This is a genomic window from Alcaligenes sp. MMA (assembly GCF_020907215.1).
GTDB classification, from domain to species: Bacteria; Pseudomonadota; Gammaproteobacteria; order Burkholderiales; family Burkholderiaceae_B; genus Alcaligenes; species Alcaligenes aquatilis.
The window spans coordinates 253,114-277,935 of the sequence record NZ_JAJJPP010000001.1; the positions used below are offsets into that span (position 1 = coordinate 253,114).

General features: G+C 55.2%; 21 protein-coding genes. 19 read left to right on the forward strand and 2 right to left on the reverse strand.

Features of this window, described 5'->3' with window-relative positions; genetic code table 11:
- The first annotated feature begins 450 nt into the window (after positions 1-450).
- The 16 genes from LNA76_RS01105 to LNA76_RS01180 all read left to right on the forward strand — a co-directional run bounded on the left by LNA76_RS01105 (position 451) and on the right by LNA76_RS01180 (position 17,438).
- Positions 451-1,626: a porin gene (locus LNA76_RS01105; protein ID WP_230017680.1), complete on the forward strand. Its 1,176-nt coding sequence runs from the start codon at positions 451-453 to the stop codon at positions 1,624-1,626.
- A 594-nt stretch (positions 1,627-2,220) separates the two neighbouring features.
- A complete protein-coding gene (locus LNA76_RS01110; RefSeq protein WP_003801061.1) occupies positions 2,221-2,580 on the forward strand; it encodes an NADH-quinone oxidoreductase subunit A in 360 nt (119 codons plus the stop codon).
- 145 nt (positions 2,581-2,725) lie between these two features.
- Positions 2,726-3,202, forward strand: a complete 477-nt coding sequence (locus LNA76_RS01115) for a NuoB/complex I 20 kDa subunit family protein (protein WP_003801059.1) — start codon at positions 2,726-2,728, stop codon at positions 3,200-3,202.
- A 26-nt stretch (positions 3,203-3,228) separates the two neighbouring features.
- Positions 3,229-3,840, forward strand: coding sequence for an NADH-quinone oxidoreductase subunit C (locus tag LNA76_RS01120; RefSeq protein ID WP_042482529.1), 612 nt, complete (start codon positions 3,229-3,231; stop codon positions 3,838-3,840).
- 5 nt (positions 3,841-3,845) lie between these two features.
- Positions 3,846-5,099, forward strand: coding sequence for an NADH-quinone oxidoreductase subunit D (locus LNA76_RS01125; protein ID WP_094197357.1), 1,254 nt, complete (start codon positions 3,846-3,848; stop codon positions 5,097-5,099).
- A gap of 29 nt (positions 5,100-5,128) precedes the next feature.
- Positions 5,129-5,623 (forward strand): NADH-quinone oxidoreductase subunit NuoE, encoded by a 495-nt coding sequence (gene nuoE, locus LNA76_RS01130; RefSeq protein WP_026483139.1) that lies wholly within the window; start codon positions 5,129-5,131, stop codon positions 5,621-5,623.
- A complete protein-coding gene (gene nuoF, locus LNA76_RS01135; RefSeq protein ID WP_094197356.1) occupies positions 5,620-6,987 on the forward strand; it encodes an NADH-quinone oxidoreductase subunit NuoF in 1,368 nt (455 codons plus the stop codon). The genes nuoE and nuoF overlap by 4 nt, the downstream gene beginning before the upstream one ends.
- 14 nt (positions 6,988-7,001) lie before the next feature.
- Positions 7,002-9,332 (forward strand): NADH-quinone oxidoreductase subunit NuoG, encoded by a 2,331-nt coding sequence (nuoG, locus tag LNA76_RS01140; RefSeq protein ID WP_230017682.1) that lies wholly within the window; start codon positions 7,002-7,004, stop codon positions 9,330-9,332.
- A 1-nt stretch (position 9,333) separates the two neighbouring features.
- Complete coding sequence (gene nuoH / locus LNA76_RS01145; protein WP_108727774.1) at positions 9,334-10,407, forward strand: NADH-quinone oxidoreductase subunit NuoH; 1,074 nt, start codon at positions 9,334-9,336, stop codon at positions 10,405-10,407.
- A 17-nt stretch (positions 10,408-10,424) separates the two neighbouring features.
- Positions 10,425-10,913: an NADH-quinone oxidoreductase subunit NuoI gene (gene nuoI, locus LNA76_RS01150; RefSeq protein ID WP_003801051.1), complete on the forward strand. Its 489-nt coding sequence runs from the start codon at positions 10,425-10,427 to the stop codon at positions 10,911-10,913.
- A gap of 18 nt (positions 10,914-10,931) precedes the next feature.
- Positions 10,932-11,573: an NADH-quinone oxidoreductase subunit J gene (locus LNA76_RS01155; protein WP_042482517.1), complete on the forward strand. Its 642-nt coding sequence runs from the start codon at positions 10,932-10,934 to the stop codon at positions 11,571-11,573.
- Between the two features lie 2 nt (positions 11,574-11,575).
- A complete protein-coding gene (nuoK, locus tag LNA76_RS01160) occupies positions 11,576-11,884 on the forward strand; it encodes an NADH-quinone oxidoreductase subunit NuoK (protein WP_026483136.1) in 309 nt (102 codons plus the stop codon).
- A 15-nt stretch (positions 11,885-11,899) separates the two neighbouring features.
- The gene (gene nuoL, locus LNA76_RS01165; RefSeq protein ID WP_125277930.1) at positions 11,900-13,903 is read left to right on the forward strand and encodes an NADH-quinone oxidoreductase subunit L; all 2,004 of its coding nucleotides are present in this window, start codon (positions 11,900-11,902) and stop codon (positions 13,901-13,903) included.
- Between the two features lie 11 nt (positions 13,904-13,914).
- Positions 13,915-15,402 carry an NADH-quinone oxidoreductase subunit M gene (locus tag LNA76_RS01170; RefSeq protein WP_230017684.1) on the forward strand — a complete coding sequence of 496 codons (1,488 nt, stop codon included), beginning with the start codon at positions 13,915-13,917 and terminating at the stop codon, positions 15,400-15,402.
- An 11-nt stretch (positions 15,403-15,413) separates the two neighbouring features.
- On the forward strand, positions 15,414-16,892 hold the full coding sequence (gene nuoN / locus LNA76_RS01175) for an NADH-quinone oxidoreductase subunit NuoN (RefSeq protein ID WP_230017686.1): 1,479 nt from the start codon (positions 15,414-15,416) through the stop codon (positions 16,890-16,892).
- A gap of 12 nt (positions 16,893-16,904) precedes the next feature.
- Entirely contained in the window at positions 16,905-17,438 is a 534-nt protein-coding gene (locus tag LNA76_RS01180) for a DUF2818 family protein (RefSeq protein ID WP_230017687.1), read from the forward strand.
- 227 nt (positions 17,439-17,665) lie between these two features.
- On the opposite strand, the gene LNA76_RS01185 is transcribed toward LNA76_RS01180, so the two are convergent.
- Positions 17,666-18,781 (reverse strand): NAD(P)H-dependent flavin oxidoreductase, encoded by a 1,116-nt coding sequence (locus LNA76_RS01185; protein ID WP_230018756.1) that lies wholly within the window; start codon positions 18,779-18,781, stop codon positions 17,666-17,668.
- Between the two features lie 169 nt (positions 18,782-18,950).
- Here LNA76_RS01185 and serB point away from each other — a divergent pair, with 169 nt between their 5' ends.
- The gene (serB, locus tag LNA76_RS01190) at positions 18,951-19,802 is read left to right on the forward strand and encodes a phosphoserine phosphatase SerB (RefSeq protein WP_094198401.1); all 852 of its coding nucleotides are present in this window, start codon (positions 18,951-18,953) and stop codon (positions 19,800-19,802) included.
- 314 nt (positions 19,803-20,116) lie between these two features.
- Here serB and mfd read toward each other — a convergent pair whose 3' ends face one another.
- Complete coding sequence (gene mfd / locus LNA76_RS01195; RefSeq protein WP_094197347.1) at positions 20,117-23,596, reverse strand: transcription-repair coupling factor; 3,480 nt, start codon at positions 23,594-23,596, stop codon at positions 20,117-20,119.
- Positions 23,597-23,625: 29 nt separating this feature from the next.
- Between mfd and ispD the strand changes: the two genes are divergently transcribed.
- Both ispD and ispF read left to right on the forward strand, forming a co-directional pair.
- The gene (gene ispD, locus LNA76_RS01200; RefSeq protein WP_094197346.1) at positions 23,626-24,327 is read left to right on the forward strand and encodes a 2-C-methyl-D-erythritol 4-phosphate cytidylyltransferase; all 702 of its coding nucleotides are present in this window, start codon (positions 23,626-23,628) and stop codon (positions 24,325-24,327) included.
- Complete coding sequence (gene ispF / locus LNA76_RS01205; RefSeq protein WP_094197345.1) at positions 24,324-24,809, forward strand: 2-C-methyl-D-erythritol 2,4-cyclodiphosphate synthase; 486 nt, start codon at positions 24,324-24,326, stop codon at positions 24,807-24,809. Before ispD ends, ispF begins: the two co-directional genes overlap by 4 nt.
- Positions 24,810-24,822: the final 13 nt, after the last annotated feature.

Sequence of the window (24,822 nt, forward strand, 5' to 3'; positions counted from 1 at the left end):
CAGTGTGTTCTGAGTTTTGTTAAATCCTTGTTTCTCGTAATATGAGAAATTGCTGTGATCACTGCTTTGGGTGTCCCGAGTTTGGGATGGGCTTTGGGGTGCTTGCTTCCAGTTAGACGGCAGAGTTTGGTTTTTTGTCGTGTTTCCACAAAACCAGTATTGGCGACCGATTGCCAGCAGAAGTTAAAGCAAGTTCTTAAGAGGGTTTTGGCTTTAGCTCGCTAATTGTCGTCCTTGGTTGAGGTGGCTTGGAAAGCCGCTATAAGTGGGTTTTTGTTGTGTATAGCCAACAAGCTGTGCACAAAGATTCACGTTTCCGAAGGGTTTCGTAGTCAAGTGACGGGAATTTTGATGCAATAGCGTTAACTTCCCATCGCGGAGTTAGAAAGAGCAGCAGCACTGTTGTAGTTGGGCTGCTCTGATTTACTCAAATCTACGGAGATTTCTTACATGAAAAAGACTCTGCTCGCTGCTGCTCTGATGGCCGGCTTCGCTGGCGTCGCACACGCAGAAACGTCTGTCACCCTGTACGGTATTCTGGACGGTGGTATCGGTTACCAGAAATTCAAAGGTGTTGACTCTTATGCTTCTAACCGTGATGGTATGGAGTCTGTCAGCCAGAAGAAAACCGGCATGATCAATGGTATCCAGTCCGGTAACCGTTGGGGCCTGAAGGGTTCTGAAGATCTGGGTGATGGCCTGCGTGCTGTATTTGTTCTGGAAAGCGGTTTCGATCTGGGTACCGGTACTCACAAGCAAGGTGACCGTCTGTTCGGTCGTCAAGCTACTTTGGGTCTGGCTGGTGACAGCTGGGGTCAACTGGACTTCGGTCGTCAAACTAACATCGCCTCCAAGTACTTGCCAGGCGTAGCCGATCCATTCGGTGGTGGTTTCGATCAAGCTAACATCGGTGCTGCTTTCACAGCTGCTAACACCGTTCGTTACGACAACATGGTCATGTACCAAACCCCTAACTTCTCCGGCTTCCAGTTCGGCGTTGGTTACTCCTTCAATACTGATGGTCCTCAAGAGTACAAGATCACCAACAGCGTAAGCGCTGAAGATGGTCTGGAGCGCAACCAGCGCGGTATCACTACCGGTCTGCGTTACGCTAACGGCCCAATCGGTGTTGCTCTGACATATGATCAGTACAAGACTCGTGAAAACCGCAATGCAGTTGGTGATCCAGTGACTGGTGGTGATACTGTCAAGTCCTGGAACATTGGCGGTAGCTATGACTTTGAAGTTGTGAAAGCTCACTTGGCTTTCGGTCAAACTCGTGACGGTCTGTTTGAAGCCCAGTCCTTCAGTGGTGTTGGTATTGACACCAGCAACCTGAAAGGCCTGAAAGTTAACACTTACTTGGTTGGCTTGTCGGCCCCAGTTGGTGCAGGTACTGTGATGGGCTCCTGGACGATGGCTGATCCTCGTTCGGCTCCAGACGCATTGGCTAACAGCGGTGCTTCGTGGGAAATGAAGAAGCAGCACACCTTCAGCCTGGGTTACAGCCACCCACTGAGCAAGCGCACCAACGTGTACGCAATTGGCTCCTACGCCAAGAACGTTCACTTCTTGCCAGACGGCAAGTCGACTCTGATCGGCGTTGGTCTGCGTCACCAGTTCTAATCATTTCGCGTAGCTTGTCTACGCGTTGCGAAAGGCGAATTTTCGGATTCGCCTGAACTGCAGAAGTATAAAAAGCCATCCTTCGGGATGGCTTTTTTATTTCCGTTTTTTGAGGTGTCTGTTGAAGTCCGTTTGGGCTATAGAGGCTTTATTTGGTTTTGCTGCTCGTGTTGATGAGTGTGTTGGTATGTGTTTGCTGTTGAGTTAAGGTTGTGGGTTTCTTGGGGTAGTGCTCTGTTGTTGTGGTGTAGGGTCTGGGGTTGGAGTGCGTGCTAAGTCCGTCTAACAGACGTTGCGACTGCTTGGTCTTGTTTGGCTTGCTTACAAAATAAGCAGGAAAAATCCTTTTCTTCTGCTTGGTGGCTGACATTTACCTTACAAAAACGAGTAAGATGTCTGATTGAAGTCTACAATCGCAACCCTTAATAGAATAAATAATCAATAGTTGAAGGGTTTCCAGTCAGGTAGCTGACAGTTTTTGCGGCGTGGGTGCAACACCCGCGCATAGATGTAATGCTTTGGGGTTATCCCCCAAAACTGTGCTCTCAAAATGCTACAATCCAAGAGTTTATTTACTGCGATTGGATGCTTTGCATGAACCTGCAAGAGTACTTTCCCGTTTTGCTATTTATCATCGTTGCCACTGGGATTGGCCTGGCTTTACTTTTGGTCGGTCGAGTGCTCGGTCCTAACCGGCCCGATGCTGAAAAGCTCTCTCCTTACGAATGCGGTTTTGAAGCATTCGGCGATTCGCGCATGAAGGTGGACATTCGTTACTACCTGATCGCGATTCTGTTCATCATGTTCGATCTGGAAATCGCTTTTCTGTTTCCCTGGGCCATGGCCAATGGAACAGTAGGCCTGGTCGGTTTCTGGACCGTTATGGCGTTCCTGGCCGTTTTGACGGTCGGTTTTATCTACGAATGGAAAAAAGGCGCTCTGGATTGGGAATAACCCATTCATAGAGAACCCTGTCGGGGTTTTCGCGTCTGCTGCTGGGCATAAGGGGCACGAGGATGCGTCTTGATGACAGCGGGTTTGGTCAGCAACAGGATAGGCCGGGGCTTCCCAGGCTCTGATCCGGCAAAAGGCAACTACTATGGCTATCGACGGCATTCTCAAAGAAGGTTTTGTGACGACCAGTGCAGACAAGTTTCTGAACTGGGCAAAAACAGGGTCCATGTGGCCCATGACATTTGGTCTGGCCTGTTGTGCAGTGGAAATGATGCACGCTGGTGCGGCTCGTTATGACCTGGACCAGTTTGGCATTATTTTTCGTCCCAGCCCTCGTCAATCTGACTTGATGATTGTGGCGGGCACTCTGTGCAACAAGATGGCGCCTGCCTTGCGCAAGGTGTACGACCAGATGGCTGAGCCACGCTGGGTTGTTTCCATGGGCTCCTGTGCCAATGGTGGCGGCTACTACCACTACTCTTACTCGGTTGTGCGCGGCTGTGACCGCATCGTGCCGGTAGACGTGTACGTGCCGGGCTGTCCTCCAACCGCTGAGGCTTTGGTTTACGGCTTGCTCCAAATGCAGAACAAGATCCGTTTGACCAATACCATCGCACGCTGAACGGTTAGAACAGGCTAAACAAGACTATGACACGGCTAGAAACTTTAAAAACCAACTTGCTCTCTATTCTTGGCGAGCAGGCTGCGTTGACGCAAGCGCGCAATGAACTCACTTTGGAAGTGCCGGTTGATGCATGGCTCGATACCTGCACACTGCTGCGTGACCACGCTGACTTGCGCTTTGAGACCTGTATTGATTTGTGCGGGATTGATTATTCCGCCTGGAAAGCACCTACCTATCAGGCTGCATCGGCTCAGTTTCCTCACCGCTTTGCTGTTGTGTTGCACTTGATGTCCTTGAAGCACAACTGGCGTTTGCGTGTGCGCTGCTTTGTGCCCAACGACGATTTTCCCGCTTTGCCAACCCTGTTCGAGGTCTGGCCTTCGGTGAACTGGTTCGAGCGCGAGGCGTTTGACCTGTACGGCATTATTTTCGAGAACCACCCTGATCTGCGTCGCATCCTGACCGACTACGGTTTCATCGGCCATCCGTTCCGCAAAGACTTCCCCATCTCCGGCTACGTCGAAATGCGCTATGACACCGAGCAGAAGCGGGTCATTTACCAGCCCGTCACCATCGAGCCGCGTGAGATCACGCCACGTGTGGTGCGCGAGGATGATTACGGAATTGGGCGATAAGCATCATGGCAGAAATTCAAAACTACACCCTGAACTTTGGTCCTCAGCACCCCGCCGCACACGGTGTGTTGCGTTTGGTGCTTGAGCTGGACGGCGAAGTTATTCAGCGTGCTGACCCTCATATTGGTCTGTTGCACCGCGCCACCGAGAAACTGGCCGAAAACCGCACTTTTCTGCAGACCCTGCCTTATATGGACCGCTTGGACTATGTGTCCATGATGGTGAATGAACACGCCTACTGTATGGCTGTGGAGCGTCTGGTCGGTGTGCAGGTGCCTTTGCGTGCCCAGTACATCCGCGTCATGTTTGACGAGATCACTCGCATTCTGAACCACCTGATGTCCGTGGGTTCGCATGCGCTGGACGTGGGTGCCATGGCCGTGTTTCTGTACGCCTTTCGCGAGCGCGAAGACCTGATGGACTGCTACGAAGCGGTCTCCGGTGCTCGTTTGCACGCAGCTTACTACCGTCCAGGTGGCGTGTACCGTGATCTGCCCGGCAGCATGCCCCAGTACAAGGCCAACAAATACCGCTCCGACAAAGAACTGAAAGCCATGAACGAAGCGCGTTCAGGTTCCTTGTTGGATTTCATTGAAGACTTCACCAACCGTTTCCCTGCTTGTGTTGACGAGTACGAGACCTTGCTGACCGATAACCGTATCTGGAAGCAGCGTTTGGTGGGCGTAGGTGTGGTCGACGCTGATCGCGCCAAAGCGCTGGGCTTTACCGGCCCCATGCTGCGTGGTTCGGGCGTGGAGTGGGATCTGCGCAAGATGCAGCCCTACGAAGTCTACGACCGCGTCGAGTTTGATATTCCTGTGGGTCGCAACGGTGACTCTTACGACCGTTACCTGGTTCGTATCGCAGAAATGCGCGAGAGTAACCGCATCATCCGTCAGTGTGTGCAGTGGCTGCGCAACAACCCCGGCCCTGTCATCACGGATAACCACAAAGTGGCGCCGCCGTCGCGCGAACGCATGAAAACCGGGATGGAGGACCTGATCCACCATTTCAAACTGTTCTCCGAAGGGATGCACGTGCCGACTGGCGAAGTGTATGCCGGTGTGGAGCATCCCAAGGGCGAGTTTGGCATTTATCTGGTATCTGACGGCGGCAACAAGCCTTACCGCATGAAGATCCGTGCTCCGGGCTTCGTCCACTTGCAGGCCCTCGATGAAATGAGCCGCGGTCACATGATTGCTGACGCGGTCACGATCATCGGTACGCAGGACATTGTGTTTGGCGAGATCGACCGTTAAGGTCGCGCCTGGAAAAACGGAACCGAATTATGTTGCTTTCCGAAAAAGCCTACCAACAGATAGATAAGGAACTGAGCAAGTTCCCGGCAGATCAACGTCGCTCTGCCATCATGGCCTCCCTGGCCATTGCCCAGCAGGAAAAAGGCTGGGTATCGCCAGAAATTATCGAGGATGTTGCCCAATACATTGGCGTGGAGCCGATCGCGGTGCAGGAGGTTGCGACCTTCTACAACATGTTCCACACCAAACCCGTTGGTCGCGTCACTATTTCCGTTTGCACCAACTTGCCCTGTGCGCTGCGTGATGGCGTCAAGGCTGGCGAATACCTGAAAGAGAAGCTGGGTATCGAATATGGTGAAACCACGGCGGACGGCCAGTTCTCCCTGATCATGGGAGAGTGCATGGGTTCATGTGGTGATTCGCCCGTCATGTTGCTGAACAATCAGCACATGTGCGTGCGCATGGAAGCCGAGCGCATTGATGCCATGCTCGAAGAATTGAAGACACACGGAGAATCGGCATGATTGCACCGGACATTCTGCGCAAGTTCGCTCAGGGATTGGAACCTAACCCTGGTGGCGACCTGTCGCGCAGCATGATTTTTCATGATCGTCATATTCAGCCACAGATTCTGGCTGGTTTGAACGGCGACAACTGGGGCCTGGAAGAGTACGTCAAGCGTGGTGGCTATGAAGCCCTGCGTAAAGTATTGACCACTGGCATGAAACCCGAAGACGTGATTGCTGAAGTCAAGACTTCGGCGTTACGTGGTCGTGGTGGTGCAGGTTTCCCGTCAGGTTTGAAGTGGAGCTTCATGCCTCGCAGCTTGCCCGGTCAAAAGTACCTGGTATGTAACTCTGACGAGGGTGAGCCCGGCACTTTTAAAGACCGCGATATTCTGCGTTTTAACCCGCACATCGTGATCGAAGGCATGGCCATTGCCGCCTACGCCATGGGCATTACCGTCGGCTACAACTACATCCACGGTGAAGTGTTTGAGATCTATCAGCGTTTTGAAGAAGCGCTGGAGCAGGCCCGCGCGGCAGGCTTTCTGGGTGACAAGATCCTGGGGTCGGACTTCAGCTTCCAACTGCATGCGTTCCACGGCTACGGCGCCTACATTTGCGGTGAAGAAACCGCATTGCTGGAGTCCCTGGAGGGCAAGAAGGGCCAGCCTCGCTTCAAGCCGCCATTTCCAGCCAGTTTCGGTTTGTACGGCAAGCCAACGACCATCAACAATACCGAAACCTTCGCGGCTGTTCCTTGGATTCTGCGCAACAGCGGCCAGGAATACCTGGAAGTAGGTATTCCTAACGCCGGCGGCACCAAGATCTTCTCCATTACTGGCGACGTAGAGCGTCCCGGCAATTACGAAGTGCCTTTGGGTACCCCCTTTGCCACCTTGCTGGAACTGGCCGGTGGCATGCGTGACGGTCGCAAACTGAAAGCGGTGATCCCCGGTGGTTCCAGCTCGCCCGTTTTGCCCGCTGACATCATGATGGCCACCAACCTGGACTATGACTCCATTGCCAAGGCGGGTTCCATGCTGGGTTCGGGCGCTGTCATTGTGATGGACGAGACGCGCTGCATGGTCAAGTCCCTGCTGCGCCTGTCTTATTTTTACTATCACGAAAGCTGCGGCCAGTGTACGCCGTGCCGGGAAGGCACAGGCTGGTTGTGGCGTATGGTGCATCGTATCGAGAACGGTCAAGGTCGTCCGGAAGATCTGGACATGCTCGACGACATCGCACACAACATCATGGGCCGCACCATTTGCGCCCTGGGTGATGCTGCGGCCATGCCGGTGCGCAGTTTCGTTAAGCATTTCCGCGACGAGTTCGCACACCACATCGAGCATAAAGGCTGTGTGGTGCCTCAATATTTGTAGGCCAGGACAACGTAATGGTAGAACTCACCATCGATGGCATTAAAGTTGACGCCCCGGAAGGCAGCATGGTCATTCAGGCTGCCCATGACGCCGGGGTCTACGTGCCGCACTTCTGTTATCACAAAAAACTGAGTATTGCCGCCAACTGCCGCATGTGTTTGGTGGACGTGGAAAAAGCGCCCAAGCCTTTGCCTGCTTGCGCCACTCCCGTCACCAACGGCATGGTTGTGCGTACTCGTTCGGAAAAAGCTGTGGCTGCTCAAAAGAGCGTCATGGAATTTCTGCTGATCAACCACCCTTTGGATTGCCCCGTGTGTGACCAGGGCGGTGAGTGTCAGCTGCAGGATCTGGCCGTGGGTTACGGTGGCTCCGAGTCGCGCTACAAGGAAGAGAAGCGCGTCGTGGCCGCCAAATCCATGGGCCCACTGATCTCGACCGAAGCCATGCAGCGTTGCATTCACTGCACCCGCTGTGTGCGTACCGGTGAAGAAATCGCCGGTGTCCAAGAGGTTGGTATGCTCAACCGTGGCGAACACGCCGAAATCACCACCTTTGTGGGTCGCGCAGTCGAGTCCGAGTTGTCGGGCAACATGATTGACGTTTGTCCCGTGGGTGCCTTGTTGTCCAAACCTTTCCGTTTCAATGCCCGTACCTGGGAATTGGCCCGTCGTCGCAGCGTTAGCCCGCACGACAGCGTGGGTGCCAACCTGGTACTGCAAGCCAAGATGGACAAGGTACTGCGTGTTGTTCCTTTCGAGAACGACGAAGTCAACGAGTGCTGGATCAGCGACCGTGACCGTTTCTCCTACGAAGGCCTGTACACCGAAGACCGTCTGACTCGCCCCATGGTGCGTGGTGATGACGGCCAGTGGCGTGAAGCCTCCTGGAACGATGCCATGCAAACCATCGTTGCCGGCATGAATGCCGTACGCGAGAAGTTTGGTGCAGATCAACTGGGCTGTATTGGTTCGGCTACCTCCACTACCGAAGAACTGGCTTTGCTGGCTCGTCTGGGTCGTGCTCTGGGAACCGAAAACGTGGACTTCCGTCTGCGTCAGACCGATGCCCGTCTGGATGGCGCCTTGGCCGGTGTACCATGGCTGGGTATGCCTCTGACGGCCTTGAACGAGCTGGATCGCGTTCTGGTCGTAGGTTCCTTCCTGCGTAAAGATCACCCCTTGATGGCCCAGCGTCTGCGTCAGGCTGTCAAACGTGGTGCTCAAGTTTCCTTTATTGATTCGGCTGCCGATAATCCATTGTTCAATGCGATTGCTGGCCGCATGACGGTGGCTCCCAGCCAGTTGGCCAATTCCTTGGCTCAAGTGCTGGTTGCTGTTGCCAAAGCCAAGGACAGCGCTGTTCCTGCTGGTCTGGAAGGCGTACAGGTTTCTGCTGAAGCTCAGCAGATTGCTGACAGCCTGGCCTCCGGCGAACGTGTGGCTATCTTGCTGGGCAATATGGCGGTCAACTCGGATCAGGCCAGCGTGATTGCTGCTAACGCCAATGCCATTGCACAGGCTAGCGGTGCCAAGCTGGGTTTCCTGACTGCCGGTGGTAACACGGTGGGTGGTTACCTGGCCAACGCCGTACCGGGCAAGGGCGGTCTGACCGCCGAGCAAATGCTGGCTCAAACCCTGCGTGCTTACCTGGTTTTAAATGTCGAGCCTGCACTGGACAGCGATCTGGGCGAACGAGCTGTAGAAACATTGAAGTCCGCCACTTTCTCGGTGGCACTGACTTCCTATCGTTCCGCTGCCGAGCAGTGGGCCGATGTGATGTTGCCGGTATCTCCTTTCACTGAAACCTCCGGTACCTTTGTGAATGCCGAAGGCCGTGTACAAAGCTTCAAGGGCGCTGCTGCTCCTGTGGGTGATACCCGTCCGGCCTGGAAGGTTCTGCGCGTACTGGGCAATCTGTTCCAGCTGGATGGTTTTGACGACGAAACTTCCGAATCGGTGCGTGACTCTGTCATGGCTGCCGGTGTGGAATCGCGTCTGTCCAACCAGATCAATCTGGCTGCCAGCGTGCTGCCTGCTGCTAGCGGTCTGGAGCGTGTGACTGATGTGCCTATCTACCGCAGCGATGCGCTGGTGCGCCGTTCGGCTCCTTTGCAGGAAACACCTGCTTCGGCCGCCCCTACGGCTCGCATGGCCGCCGCCACGTTGACTCAACTGGGTTTGGCCGACGGCGATCTGGTGAAGGTTCGTTCTTCGCAAGGCGAAGTCAGCTTGCCAGCTCAGCTGGATGACACCGTGGCATTGAACTCGGTGCGTGTTGCCACCGCTTTTTCTGAAACTGCCGCTTTGGGTAGCGCATTCGGTCAATTGACAGTGGAGCGTGCATAACATGGAATTTCTCTCTGCCATCAATAGCTACGGTTCGGACCTGCTGGGTCCGGACGCATGGTATGTGGTGTGGACGCTGCTGAAGATTGTTGCTATCGCGGTGCCCGTCATTCTGTGTGTTGCTTACCTGACCTACTGGGAACGCAAGATGATCGGCTTCATGCACGTTCGTCTGGGACCGACCCGTGTTGGTTACCGCGGCTTGCTGCAGCCTTTCGCTGACGTTTTCAAACTGCTGACCAAAGAGCTGATCGTGCCGGCGAAGTCCAACAAGGTTCTGTACCTGTTGGCTCCGGTAGTGACGCTGATGCCTGCTTTGGCCGCCTGGGCGGTGATTCCTTTCAGCCCCGATGTGGTTCTGGCCGACGTTAACGCCGGTTTGTTGTACATTCTGGCGATTACCTCGCTGGGCGTGTACGGTGTGATCGTGGCCGGTTGGGCATCCAACTCCAAGTACGCCTTGCTAGGTGGTTTGCGTGCCGCCGCTCAGGTGCTGTCCTACGAACTGGCCATCGGCTTTGTCCTGATTACCGTGCTGCTGGTGTCCGGCACGCTGAATCTGTCGGGTATCGTGGTCGGTCAGACTCAGGGTTACTTTGCGGACAAGGGCTTGAACTTCCTGTCCTGGAACTGGCTGCCACTGCTGCCACTGTTTGTGATCTACGTGATTTCCGCCGTTGCTGAAACCAACCGTCACCCGTTTGACGTGGTGGAAGGCGAATCGGAAATTGTGGCCGGTCCTATGGTGGAGTACTCCGGTACCGGTTTCGCTCTGTTCTTCTTGGGCGAATATGCCAACATGATTTTCTTGTCGGCTCTGGCGTCCATCATGTTCTTGGGTGGCTGGACTCCAATCGTCGAGTTCGCTCCATTTACCTGGATTCCGGGGTGGCTGTGGCTGGGTCTGAAGACCTTTGTCGTGGTCTCCATGTTCATCTGGTTCCGTGCAACGTTCCCACGTTACCGCTATGACCAGATCATGCGTTTGGGCTGGAAAGTATTTATCCCGCTGACCGGTGTTTGGCTGGTTATTGTGGCGATCTGGATGCAGACGCCCTGGAACATCTGGCAATAAGGCTAAGGGGCAAGATTATGGAAGCAATCAAAGATTTCTTTGGCAGCCTGATGCTGTCCGAGATGCTCAAAGGCATGCGCCTGACGGGGAAGTATTTCTTCAAGCGTAAAGTGACGCTGCGTTATCCCGTTGAAACCACGCCCGCTTCGCCACGTTTTCGCGGTTTGCACGCTTTGCGTCGCTACGAAAACGGCGAGGAGCGTTGCATCGCGTGCAAACTGTGCGAGGCAGTATGTCCCGCCATGGCTATCTCGATCGAATCGGCCGAACGTGAGGACGGCACCCGTCGCACCACGCGTTACGACATCGATCTGGCCAAGTGTATTTTCTGTGGTTTCTGTGAAGAAAGCTGCCCGGTCGATTCGATCGTGGAAACGCATATTCACGAATACCACGGCGAAAAACGCGGCGATTTGTACTACACCAAGGACATGCTGCTGGCTATCGGTGATCGCTACGAAGACGAGATCGCTCGTCGTCGTGCCGCAGATGCACCTTATCGCTAAGGCCGGAGCTCTACACTCATGTTATTTACTACTGTTCTGTTTTATGTGTTGGCGCTGGTGATGGTGGTGGCCGCGTATCGCGTGATCGCTGCCAAAAACCCGGTTACGGCCGTATTGCACTTGATTCTGGTGTTCTTCACGGCCGCCATGATGTGGATCACCATGGGGGCCGAGTTCCTGGGCCTTTTGCTGGTGGTGGTCTATGTGGGCGCGGTGATGGTGATGTTCCTGTTCGTCATCATGATGTTGGACGTACGTCAGGAATCCGCTGCCAAGAAATTCAAGGCTCATGTGCCGATGGGGCTGTTGATCGGCGCCATCATGGTTCTGGAAATGGGCTTTGTGCTGACCAAGCTGTGGTTCACAACGGCACCTGCTGCCGCAGTGGCTGCGGACTACAACAACACCCGCGTCATTGGCGAGTTGATGTACTCCCAGTATGTACTGGCGGTGTTGCTGGGCGGCATTGTGCTGCTGGTTGGCATGATCTCGGCCATTGCGCTGACTCTGCGTAAACGTGAGGGTGTCAAGCGCACCGTCTCCAGCGAACAGGTCAAGGTTCGCGCCAAAGACCGTCTGCGCATGGTTTCTATTCCTTCTCAAACCGAAAAGCCGTCGGTGTCCAGTTCGGCTGACGCTGTCGTGCCAGGAGACAAATGATGATGACGCTGACGCTTGCGCACTATTTGGTCCTGGGCGCTGTGCTGTTCACGATCGGCCTGTTTGGCTTTTTCCTGAACCGTCGCAACCTGATTATCCTGCTCATGTCTGTTGAGCTGATTCTTTTGTCGGCCAACATGAACTTTGTGGCCTTCTCAACGTGGATGGGCAACGAGGCCGGTCAGGTGTTTGTCTTTTTCGTCCTGACGGTCGCAGCGGCCGAGGCGGCCATTGGTCTTGCAATTCTGGTTCTGTTGTTCCGTAACCTTAATTCGATCAATGTCCAAGATCTCGACCAGCTTAAGGGTTGATGGGATAGCACACTAATGAACTCCATAAATCTTTACTTAACGATTGCGCTTGCCCCCCTGGTGGGCTCGGCGCTAGCCGGTTTGTTCGGTACCGGCTTTCTGGGTCGATTTATCGGCAAGACAGGCGCTCACCTGATCACGATCGCGGGCGTGCTGCTTTCTTTTGTCGGCTCGGTCATGGTCCTGTTTCAGGTTCTGGACGGCCAGACCTTCAATGGTCCGGTCTACACCTGGATCACCATTGGCAGCATTCAGTGGGACATCGGTTTTCTGATCGACAAGCTCACTGCCCTGATGATGGTGGTGGTCACTTCCGTGTCGCTGATGGTGCATATCTACACCATTGGCTACATGAAAGATGACCCCGGTTATCAGCGCTTTTTCTCCTACATCTCGCTGTTTACCTTCTCGATGCTGATGCTGGTCATGTCCAACAACATGCTGCAGCTGTTCTTCGGTTGGGAAGCAGTGGGTCTGGTCTCCTACCTGCTGATCGGTTTCTGGTACGAGCGCAAGACCGCAATTTTCGCCAACATGAAGGCCTTCCTGGTCAACCGTGTGGGTGACTTCGGTTTTGCTCTGGGGATTGGCTTGCTCTACGCCTACACCGGCTCCATGAACTACAGCGACGTGTTCGCCAAGGTTCAGGAACTGAGCACCATGACATTCCCCGGTACCGACTGGCAATTGCTGACCGTTGCGGCTCTGGCCCTGTTTGTAGGTGCCATGGGTAAATCGGCTCAGGTTCCTTTGCACAGCTGGTTGCCTGATTCCATGGAAGGTCCTACTCCTATCTCGGCACTGATTCACGCCGCGACCATGGTGACGGCCGGTATCTTCATGGTGGCGCGTTTCTCGCCTGTGTTTGAACAGTCGACAACCGCGCTGTCCTTCATCATCGTGATCGGTGCAACCGGTGCCTTGTTCCTGGGCTTGCTGGGTATTATCCAGAACGACGTCAAACGCGTTGTGGCGTACTCCACCTTGTCCCAGCTCGGTTATATGACGGTGGCTCTGGGAGCTTCGGCTTACTCGGCCGCTGTGTTCCACCTGATGACGCACGCCTTCTTCAAAGCCTTGCTGTTCCTGGGCGCTGGTTCGGTCATTATCGGCATGCATCATGATCAGGACATCCGCAACATGGGTGGTCTGCGCAAGTACATGCCTATTACCTGGCTGACATTCCTGATCGGTACGCTGGCGCTGGTGGGTACACCGTTCTTCTCGGGTTTCTATTCGAAAGAGCACATCATCGAAGCCGCAGGCGAAGCTGGCATTTGGGGTTCGACCTATGCTTACTACGCCACACTGATCGGTGTGTTCGTCACCTCGCTGTACTCCTTCCGTCTGTATTTCCTGGTCTTCCACGGCAAAGAGCGCTTCCGTGATGTCAAACACGACGAGTCGCATGGTCATGACGATCATCACGCTCACGGTGGTGATCCTCACGAGTCGCCCTGGGTGGTGACGCTGCCTCTGGTTCTGCTGGCCATTCCATCGATTTTCGCTGGTATCTGGTTTGTGGATCCGCTGCTGTTCGGTGGTTACTTTGACGGCATTGTGACCGTTCTGCCCGACCACCCTGCAATGGCAAACCTGGCTGCCCACTGGACTGATTGGATGGCATATGCCTTGCATGGTTTTGTGACGGTGCCATTCTGGCTGGTTGTAGCCGGTGCTGTGGTGGCTTGGTACATGTACCTGGTCAATCCCGCCTTGCCTGCCGCTATCAAAAAGAACTGCTCTTTTATCTACCGTATCCTGGAGAACAAGTACTACGTTGACTGGTTCAACGAGCAAGTGCTGTCTCGTGGCGTTCGCTGCCTGGGTACGGGCCTTTGGAAAGGTGCTGACCGCGGTCTGATTGACGGCCTGGTGGTCAACGGTAGTGCGCGCGTAGTGGGCTGGGTGGCTGCAATCAGCCGTCATATCCAGTCCGGCTATGTCTATCACTACGCCTTTGCCATGATCCTCGGGATCCTGGCGCTCTTATCCTTTTTTGTACTGACGGTTCGGTAATGGCTAGCGATATGGCGTCTTCTACTCTTCCTTGGTTAACGCTGGCGATTTTCGTACCCATCGTCGCTGGCCTGTTGGTGCTGGCTCTGGGGCGTGATGATCGTCCCACCTTCACCCGCTGGCTGGCTCTGCTGGGTTCGATTGCCGGTCTTGTTGTCACTATTCCTCTGTACACGGGCTTTAATCCCAGTACAGCCGACATGCAGTTTGTCGAGCTGGCCCCCTGGATTGATGCCTTCAAGGTGAATTACCACCTTGGTGTGGACGGTATTTCCATGTGGTTTGTTCTGCTGACCGCTTTCATCACGGTGATTGTGGTGCTGGCGGGTTGGCAGGTGATTACCAGCCGCGTGGCGCAATACATGGGCGCCTTCCTGATCCTTTCGGGTCTGATGGTGGGCGTGTTTGCCGCTCTGGATGGCTTGCTGTTCTACGTGTTCTTTGAAGCCACGCTGATCCCGATGTATCTGATCATCGGGATCTGGGGTGGTCCAAACCGCGTGTATGCATCGGTCAAGTTCTTCCTTTACACCCTGATGGGCTCCCTGCTGACGCTGGTTGCTTTCATCTACCTGTGGAACGTGTCCGGCGGCACTTTCGATATCCTGACCTGGCACAAAGTCCCCCTGGACTACACCACGCAGGTGCTGATCTTTGTGGCACTGTTCATGGCGTTTGCAGTGAAAGTGCCTATGTGGCCTGTCCACACCTGGTTGCCGGATGCCCACGTGGAAGCACCTACCGGTGGTTCCGTGGTGCTGGCTGCCATCATGTTGAAACTGGGTGCTTACGGTTTCCTGCGCTTTTCCCTGCCCATCGCTCCTGATGCCTCGCAAGGTCTGGCCGGAATCATTATTGCCTTGTCCCTGGTCGCGGTGATCTACATTGGTCTGGTCGCCATCGTTCAGGACGATATGAAAAAGCTGGTGGCTTACTCCTCTGTGGCTCACATGGGTTTTGTCACACTGGGCTTTTTCGTATTCAACACCACGGGTATGGAAGGCGCGATCATGCAAATGATCTCGCACGGTTTCGTGTCTGGCGCCATGTTCCTGTGTATTGGCGTTCTGTACGACCGTCTGCACAGCCGCCAAATTGCCGATTACGGTGGTGTGGTCAAGGTCATGCCTCGTTTCGTCACCTTCTTTGTGCTGTTCTCGATGGCCAACAGCGGTTTGCCAGGCACCAGCGGCTTTATCGGTGAGTTCACCGTCATCATGGGTGCGGTTGAGTACAACTTCTGGATTGGTCTGTTGACTGCAACAGCGCTGATTACAGGTGCGTCTTACTCGCTGTGGATGCTCAAACGTGTGGCTTTTGGCCCTGTCGGTAACGACAAGGTTGCCGGCATGAGCGACCTGAGCGGCCGTGAGTTCTTCGTTCTTGGCGTAATGGCGATTGCGGTGCTGGGCATGGGTGTCTATCCCAAGCCGTTCACCGAGGTCATGCACGTTTCGGTTGAAGCGTTGCTGCAACACGTCTCCATCTCGAAACTGTAGGCCGAATCACTATGGATACTACCTTTAACTTTTCTCTGGCTTTGCCCGAGATCCTGCTCCTGGTTCTGGCTTCGTGTGTGCTGATTTTTGATGCATTCAGTACACATAAACAGCGCCACTCGACGTTTATTTTCAGCCTGCTGACGCTTGCCGTGGTTGCGGCCAGCGTGGCCTGGCAGTGGTCCAAGGGCGTTAGCGGCGTCTCGTTCGGTGGCCTGTTCGTCGTGGACGAGATGGCTCACTTCCTGAAGCTGCTCTCGTGTGCAGCCGTGGCCGCCACCCTGATTTACGGCCGTGAATACGCTGAGCAGCGTGACATGATGGAACGTGGTGGTGAGTTGTACACCCTGACTCTGATGGCTCTGCTGGGCCAGATGATCATGATTTCGGCCAACAGTATGTTGACGGCTTATCTGGGTGTGGAGCTGATGTCCTTTGCGCTGTACGCACTGGTTGCGCTGCGTCGTGAACATCGCCAGTCCATCGAAGCGGCTCTGAAGTACTTCGTGCTGGGTGCTTTGGCATCGGGTATCTTGCTGTACGGTATGTCCATGATTTTTGGCGCTACCGGCCATCTGGAATTCCCGCTCATCGCTGAAGTCATCTCCAACGGTCAAGCCGAGCGTCTGGCTTTGGTTTTCGGTGTGGTGTTTGTGGTGGCTGGTCTGGCCTTCAAATTGACGGCTGCTCCTTTCCACATGTGGACACCGGACGTCTACCAAGGCGCCCCAACCACCGTCACCCTGATCATCGGTGCTGCTCCCAAACTGGCTGCTTTTGCCGTGACCATGCGCTTCCTGGTTGAAGCCTTGCACGGTATTGCCGTGGACTGGCAGCCTATGTTGCTGATCATGGCTGTGCTGTCGCTGGCTCTGGGTAACCTGACGGCGATCATGCAAAAGAATCTCAAGCGTATGCTTGCGTATTCGACCATCTCGCACATGGGTTTCATTTTCCTGGGCTTGCTGGCTGGCGTGTTCAATGGCGAGACTCACTCTCAAGCCTACGGCGCTTCGTTGTTCTACGTGGTGATCTACGTTCTGACCACACTGAGCACCTTCGGCCTGATTCTGATCTTGAGCCGTCGCGGTTTTGAATGTGAAAACATCAGCGACCTGAAAGGTCTGAACCGTCGAAACCCTGGCTTGGCTCTGGTCTGGCTGCTGTCCATGTTCTCCCTGGCTGGTATTCCTCCGCTGTCCGGCTTTGCCGCCAAGCTGAGTGTTCTGCAAGCCGTGGTGGGTGCGGGCTATGTCTGGCTGGCCGTGTTTGCCGTGATCATGTCCTTGATCGGTGCTTTCTACTACCTGCGTGTCGTGAAGGTCGTTTACTTCGACGAGCCCGAAGGTGAAGCGCATCCTGTGGCAACAGGCTTGATGACCAAGCTGGTCATGATGGTGAATGGTGTTCTGATTATCGGCCTGGGTTTGTTGCCGGGTGGCCTGATGGATACCTGCATCCGCGTGATTCAGTCTTCCTTGCAGTTTTAAGTAGGTAGCACTATGGACCAAAGCCTTTCCATCTGGGTCTTGATTGTTCTTTCCGTGATTACGGCAAACTTGCCGTTTCTTGTGGAAAAGCCCTTGCTGGTTTTGCCTTGGTCCTTGCCGGGCGAGCGCTCTGGTCTCTCGCCCTGGCTGCAACTGATTGTCGGCCTTGTGTACCTGACCGTGCTGGCCGCGTTGGGCTTGGGAATCTACACAATGATTGCCTCCAGCTCTGGCCTGAACTCCTTGCCCGTTCTGTTGGGTAAGCTGCTTCTGGGTCTGGTATTGGTAGGAGCCATGTTTTACTTTCCGGTTTGGCGCTCGCGCCATCAGAAAGTGTCCAAAGGCTTTTTTTCTCGCCTTTTGGAAGTCTGTGCGTTTTACGGGATTGTGGGCGCGTTCGGCTTTGCTTTTGAAGCAAGCATCGGTAATCCGTTCAAACAGACTTGGGTGTTCTACACCATTACCTTTGCGTTGTTCTTGGTAATGGCGTATCCCGGTTTTGTGTATCGCTATTTGATGCGACACCCCAAGGGCAAGTTTGAGTAGTGGTGCTATTGAATAAAAAAACCTCGCAAATCAGTTTGCGAGGTTTTTTTTATGTCTGGCCGCTCAAGGTCAAAAAACTGCTTGGTGTCTTTTTCAGTGCGTCAGTTCTAAAGTCTTGTCGTCCGATTATTATCCCGCCTGGATGCTCGATAGCTGTCTGTTGAAGGCCTGTGGGGCTAGACTTGCTTTGTTTCGCCAGTCTAGCCACAAGCTGCCCGTACAATCGATCAAGGTTTGTCCAAAGGGGCATGGGTGGCACCAGCCACTCCCAGTCGCTTGCAGACGCCCTGGGCCTCTTGAGCCAGTACCAGCGTCAGTTGCTCGGCAGGCAGGGCACGGCCCAAGGCAGCACTTTGTCCGCTCCACAGGGAGCTGAATTCAGTGCGACCTTGTTTCTCGGCTTCGATACGTAGCGGGCTCAGTGCCGAACCCGCATGGGGGAATACCGGAGCACTGGTGCTTAACGGGCCGATTTCATCCATCAGGCGAGTGCGGATGCTGCGAGCCGGGCGGCCAGAGAACAAATTGGTCAGCGCTGTGCCGTCTGAACGACTATTGGACAGGGCTTGGCGATGCAGCGGGGTGATCTTGGATTCAGGACAGAACAAATAGGCAGTACCAATTTGAGCGGCGCTGGCACCCAAGGCCAGGGCAGCAGCAATACCGCGCCCATCGGCAATACCTCCGGCAGCAATCACGGGGATGCTGACAGCATCAGCAATTTGGGGAACCAAAGACAGGGTGCCTACTTGTGTATGCACCTTATCGTCCAGGAACATGCCACGGTGGCCACCGGCTTCCAGGCCTTGGGCGATGATGATGTCGGCACCGTGCTCTTGCAGCCAGACCGCTTCGGCCGTGGAAGTCGCACTGGACATGACCAGAGTGCCGACCTTTTTCACGCGTTCAAGCAGCTCGGGGGAGGGCAGACCAAAGTGAAAACTGACGACTTCAGGTTTTAATTCCTCAACCAATTCAGTATGTGGGTTGGAGAACGGTGCGCGTGCTGCTTTGGGCAGTTCCTGATTCGGATCCAGGCCGTATTCCTGGTAATAGGGGATTAATCGCAACCGCCACTCTTGCAGGGCCTCTGGCTCCAGGCGCAGGTCGTCGTGACAAAAGAAGTTCAGGTTGATAGGGGCCGAGACAGCTTGCCGGAACAAACCCACTTGTTCCCGAATCTGTTCTGGGCTGAGCATGGCGCAGGCCAGGGAACCCAGGCCGCCGGCACGAGCAACGGCAATAGCCAGTTCGCTGTCTTGGGCACCTGCCATAGGGGCTTGAACGATGGGTTGCTCGATGTGAAGTAGATCCAGCAAAGTATTGTTGGGCCAGATGTACATGAAAGGCGTCCTCGTCATTTCGCGATAGCGTTTATCGTAGCAGGATGGGTTCAGGCTGGAAACTGACATCGTCGTGTACAGCTTGGGGTGTGCAGGGCCCGTGGCAGGCTACAATAATCGTCTTTTGGCACAATGGCTGTGCTGTATTTTTTGCTTTGTGGACGATCTGATGTCTCATCTCATTCTTCAAGGGCCGCGCCTAGATAGCGCCATCATCGAAAAAATTGCCGCAGTGGTGCAGGCCGATGGAGTGCAGGAGCTGGGGCCTACCGCCGTACGCCTGTTGGGTGCTGACGCCACGCAACGTGCCCACGTGCAAACCTTGTGCAAGACCGGCGCGATGGACTTTGCCTTTTTGGAGCAGATTGACCGCCTGAAAGAAATGCGTGTGCTGGCAATGGACATGGATTCCACGCTGATCAATATCGAGTGTATTGATGAGATTGCCGATATGGCTGGCCGTAAAGAGCAGGTTGCCACGATTACCGAAGCAGCCATGCGCGGCGAGATCAAGGATTTCTCCGAAAGCCTGAATCGCCGTGTTGCGTTTCTGGAAGGTGTGCCTGTCAGTGATCTGACTCGTGTCTATGAAGAGCGTTTGCAACCCAATCTGGGCGCAGAACGCTTGATTGCGACGGCTCATGCCCATGGCGTGAAAACCTTGTTGGTCTCGGGTGGCTTCACCTTCTTTACCGAACGTATGAAAGACCGTTTCAGCTTGAGCTACGCCCACTCCAATACCTTGGAAGTGGTGGACGGCACGCTGACTGGCAAGGTGCTGGGCGCAATCGTAGATGGTCAGGCCAAAGCTCGCTTCTTGCAGGAACTGGCTGTGGAACTGGGCGCTGGTCCGGAACAATGTATTGCGATAGGCGACGGGGCCAATGACCTGCCCATGATGTCAAAGGCCAAGTACTCGGTGGCCTACCGTGCCAAACCGGTGGTGCAGGAGCAAGCCAGCTTTGCGTTGAATCACTCTCCACTGGATGCCGTACTGAACTGGTTCCGCCTGGATGTTTGATGGTGGTGGATCGCCAGCGTAGTCTGGCGATGCAAAGTAAAGCTAAACGCAGCGCAGCAAACTACCTGAGAACCAGGCCAGGCAGAAAGAGGGGCAATGGAACGATGCGTCGATCCGGCTATTTCCTTATAGTGTTGGGCGCTTCTCTTGAGCCCGGAATTCGGTTTGTTGCCAAGCAAACAGTGCAATGGTTCGATCCGTATTCAGAACGCCTCATTGGCTAGAGTAAACACTCAAGCAGTCAGCCTTTACCGTCGAAAAAAGAGCGCTGTCAGTGGCAGCGCTCTTTTTATGTCCAGCCTTGTTGTTAAGGCTTATTTCTCTTTGCGCAAACTGTTCAGCACATTACGTACGGCCTGGATGCGGTTCTTGATTTCCTCGCCCTTGGTAATTTCAATCTTCAGCTTGTCCGGTCCAGCCAGGCGCACCTGCTTGTTCTTTTGCACCAGCTCGATAATGCTGACTGCGTCTACATTGGGTTTGGAAGAAAACTGAATTGTTGCCTGGGCTTCGCTGGCATCGATTTTCACAATCCCTAATGGTTCGGCCTTGATGCGCAAGCGATGCACCGCCAGCAGGTTCTCGCCCGCCTCTGGCAGCAAGCCATAGCGGTCGATCAGTTCCTCATGGATATGGATCAGATCGTCTTCTGTACGAGCGTGTGACAGGGCCTTGTAGTGCCCCAAACGGGCATTCACATCCGGGCAGTAGTTGGCCGGCAGCAGGGCGGACGTGTGCAGGTTCACTTCGCACTGCAAGGCAAAGGGCGAATCCAAGTCAGGCTCTTCACCGGCTTTCAGGGCTTTGACGGCGGTGTTGAGCATATCTGCATACATGGAATAGCCTACTTCCTGAATGTCTCCGGACTGGGACTCGCCCAGTACTTCACCGGCACCCCGAATTTCGAGATCGTGCATGGCCAGGAAAAAGCCTGCGCCCAGCTCTTCCATGGCTTGAATAGCTTCCAGGCGTTTTTTTGCATTGCTGGTGATGGCATCTTCGCCGGGGGTCAGCAGATAGGCGTATGCCTGGTGGTGAGAGCGGCCGACGCGCCCACGTAACTGGTGTAATTGAGCCAGACCTAAGCGATCCGCGCGGTGGATGACGATGGTGTTGGCGGTTGGCACGTCAATGCCGGTTTCAATAATCGTGGTGCACAGCAGCACGTTGTAGCGCTTCTGGTAAAAGCCCTTCATGACGGCTTCCAGCTCGCGCTCGGGCATTTGACCATGAGCCACGGCAATACTGGCCTCAGGCACCAGCTCTTCCAGACGGGCGCGGCGGTTGTGGATGGTTTCAACTTCGTTGTGCAGGAAGTAGACCTGGCCACCGCGTTTTAATTCGCGCAGCAGGGCCTCGCGTATGGTGCTGCCATCTTCACGACGTACAAAGGTTTTGATCGCCAGACGTTTTTGCGGCGCCGTTGCAATCACGGAGAAGTCCCGTATACCTTCCAGAGACATGCCCAAGGTACGGGGGATAGGGGTGGCGGTCAGGGTCAGGATATCGACTTCGGCCCGCAACTGCTTTAGGGCCTCTTTTTGGCGCACACCAAAGCGGTGTTCCTCATCGATGATAACCAGGCCCAATTGTTTGAAGCGTACGTCCGAGGATAGGATCTTGTGCGTGCCAATCACAATATCGACGCTGCCGTCGCGCAGGCCCGCAATGGCGGCTTGGGTTTCTTTGGTCGAGCGGAAGCGAGACAGCTCGGCAACACGGATAGGCCAGTCGGCGAAACGATCTGAAAATGTTTGTGTGTGTTGCTCGGCCAGCAGGGTGGTTGGGCACAACAAGGCCACTTGTTTGCCATTGGCCACGGCCAGGAAAGCGGCACGCAGGGCGACTTCGGTTTTACCAAAGCCCACATCCCCACAAACGAGGCGGTCCATAGGCTGGCCGGAGGTCATGTCGTTTACGACTGCCTCAATAGCAGCGGCCTGATCCGGTGTTTCCTCAAAGCCGAAACCCTCGGAAAAGGCCTGATAATCATTCAGAGGCAGTTTGAATTGAAAGCCTTCACGAGCAGCGCGCTGGGCGTACAGTGCCAGCAATTCAGCCGCGCTGTCACGCGCTTGCTTGGCCGCGCGACGGCGGGCTTTATCCCATTGACCGGAGCCTAGTTGGTGCAGGGGCGCATGTTCGGGGTCGGCACCGCTGTAGCGGGCAATGACGTGCAACTGCGCCACAGGCACATATAAGGTGCTGCCCTTGGCATATTCCAGATGCAGAAACTCGACCGGGCCTTCGCCCAGGTCCATTTCTTTCAGACCGCAGTAGCGACCAATCCCGTGCTCGGCGTGAACCACGGGGTCGCCCTCGCGCAGTTCCGACAGATCCCGCACCATCGCTTCCACATCGCTGCTGCGCTCGTTGCGGCGGCGGCTGCTTTGTGTGCGTGTCTGGGAGGGGTAAAGGTCATTTTCGGTCAGCAGACTCAGACTGTCGTGCACCAGCGCAAAGCCACGCGACAGGGGGGCGACGATCAGGGCAAAAGCGGCGTCCGACTCCAGAAAATCGGTCAGACTCTGGCAGTCGGCTGCGGGCGACAGATCGTGGTCACGCAGCATTTGTAGCAAGGTTTCCCGACGGCCCGCCGAATCAGCGCACAGCACCGTCCGGTTCTTTGGGTCTAACACCTCTTGCCGCAATTGAGCCAACGGATCCTTGTCGCGTCGGTTGACTGCGACAAGGGGTAAAGCCTCGAAGTCTGGGTGGGCAATGGGCTGATCGTCAGCTTGCGTGTTCAGACTGAGGCGACTAAAAGGTTTGATGCCGTTGAAAAACTGCTCATCAGACAGAAACAGGCTTTCTGGAGGCAAAATCGGGCGCTCACGGTCGTTTTTCAGGAAGGAAAAACGGCTATGGGTATCGCTTTGGAAGCGGGCAATCGCGTTTTGTGCGTCCCCGTGCGTGATGACCAGGCTGCCTGCTGGCACATAGTCCATCAAGGTGGCGGTCTCTTCAAAGAAGAGCGGCAGATAGTATTCGATGCCCGCAAAGGCAATGCCATTACCTACATCTTTATAGGGCAGGGCGCGTGAAGGATCGCCTTCAAAAAACTCGCGAAAACGCGCCCGGAATTGCGTGCGCGCCTCTTCGTCCATAGGGAATTCACGACCGGGCAAGAGCTGGATTTCCTTGACCGGATACAGGCTGCGCTGGGTATCGATATCAAAGCTGCGTATGCTTTCGATCTCGTTGTCGAACAGGTCCAGACGGTAGGGCAGCACCGAACCCATAGGGAACAGGTCAATCAGGCCACCGCGGATACTGAATTCGCCCGGAGCGCTGACCTGTGTCATGTGGGTGTAATTGGCCAGCATCAACTGGGCGCGCAATTGCGCCTCGTCCAGCTCATCGCCCTGGCGGAAGGAAAAGGTGTAGGCGGCCAGAAAAGAAGGCGGTGCCAGACGATACAGGGCGGTGGTGACGGGAACCGTCAGCACATCAACCTCGTGCATGGTCAGGGCATGCAAGGTGCGCAAACGCTCGGAGATCAGATCCTGGTGGGGAGAGAAGCTGTCATAGGGCAAGGTTTCCCAGTCTGGCAACTGGCGCACGCGCAGGGCGGGTCCAAACAACAGGATTTCCTCGGCCAGCCTTTGGGCGGTCAAGGGATCGGCGCACAGTACGAGAATAGGCGCTTTATGCTGGCGGGCCAGGTCGGCAATCAGGCAGGCATCGCCCGAGCCAGGAGGCATGGGCTGCGAGTAGCGTTGACCGGGGCGTAAGGCGGCCAGCACATCTTGAGTGCTGGGCAGGGACAGGGAGTGCTGTTTTTCGGTTTCCATCAGGATTGTCATTATAAAATCACCCACCTATGAAGACTACCTTGATTGCAATTGTTCCAGCCGCCGGTATTGGCTCGCGCGCCCTGGATTCTGCCACGAAGACGCAAGGCGTGCCCAAGCAATATCGTTTGCTGGGCGGGCAGCCCATGTTGCGCCGTTCGGTACAGGCTTTGCTGGCTGATGAGCGCATCAGCCAGGTGCGGGTGGCCGTGGCCCCCGGTGATACCTGGGCGACGGCGGCACTGGACGGCTTGCCGCGTACGGTTTGCCTGCCCTGTGGTGGTGACACGCGGGCTGAAACGGTGCTCAATACTGTGCAGAGCCTGGATAAGGACGAACAGGCCTGGGTTCTGGTTCACGATGCCGCTCGCCCCGGTTTGCCCAAGCAGGCCCTGGCACGGTTGATTGATGCCTGCTTGCAGGCGCAACGTGGTGGCTTGTTGGCCTTGCCCGTGCCTGATACTGTCAAGCGCGCAACGCCTGCGGAGCCAGTGGGGGTGTTGGAAACGGTGGACAGAGAAGGACTCTGGCTGGCGCAGACTCCCCAGTTGTTTCCCGCCCATGCCTTACGTGGGGCCTTACAAGCGGCTAAAGAACAGGGTTTTGTGGTGACGGATGAAGCTAGCGCCATGGAATTGGCGGGCAGCCAACCCTTATTAATATTGGGGTCGGCGCGGAATTTTAAAGTCACCTGGCCTGAAGATTTTGAATTGATGGAGAAGTGGTTATGAGCATGCCAATTCGCGTAGGACAAGGTTTTGATGTACATGTGCTGTGCGAAGGCCGGCCTTTGATCTTGGGCGGCGTTACCATCCCGCATACGCATGGCTTGATGGGGCATTCGGATGCCGATGCCTTGCTGCATGCCATTACCGATGCGATTTTGGGGGCGGCAGGCCTGGGCGATATTGGTCGCCACTTTCCCGATACAGACCCTCAATACAAGGGCGCTGATAGCCGTGTCTTGTTGCGTCATGCTTATGAGCAGGTGCGCGCTGCGGGTTGGTTGGTTGGGAATGTGGATGCCACGATTCATGCGCAAAAACCCAAGATCGCACCACATGCCCCGGCGATGGTGGCCAATATCGAGGCCGATCTGAAATTGGAACCTGGCAGTGTGAACATCAAGGGCAAGACAAACGAGGCGATTGGCTTTGTGGGGCGCCAGGAAGGGATTGCGGTCACCTCGGTGGCCTTGCTGTATCGCGCCTGAGTGGTTTTGGTCT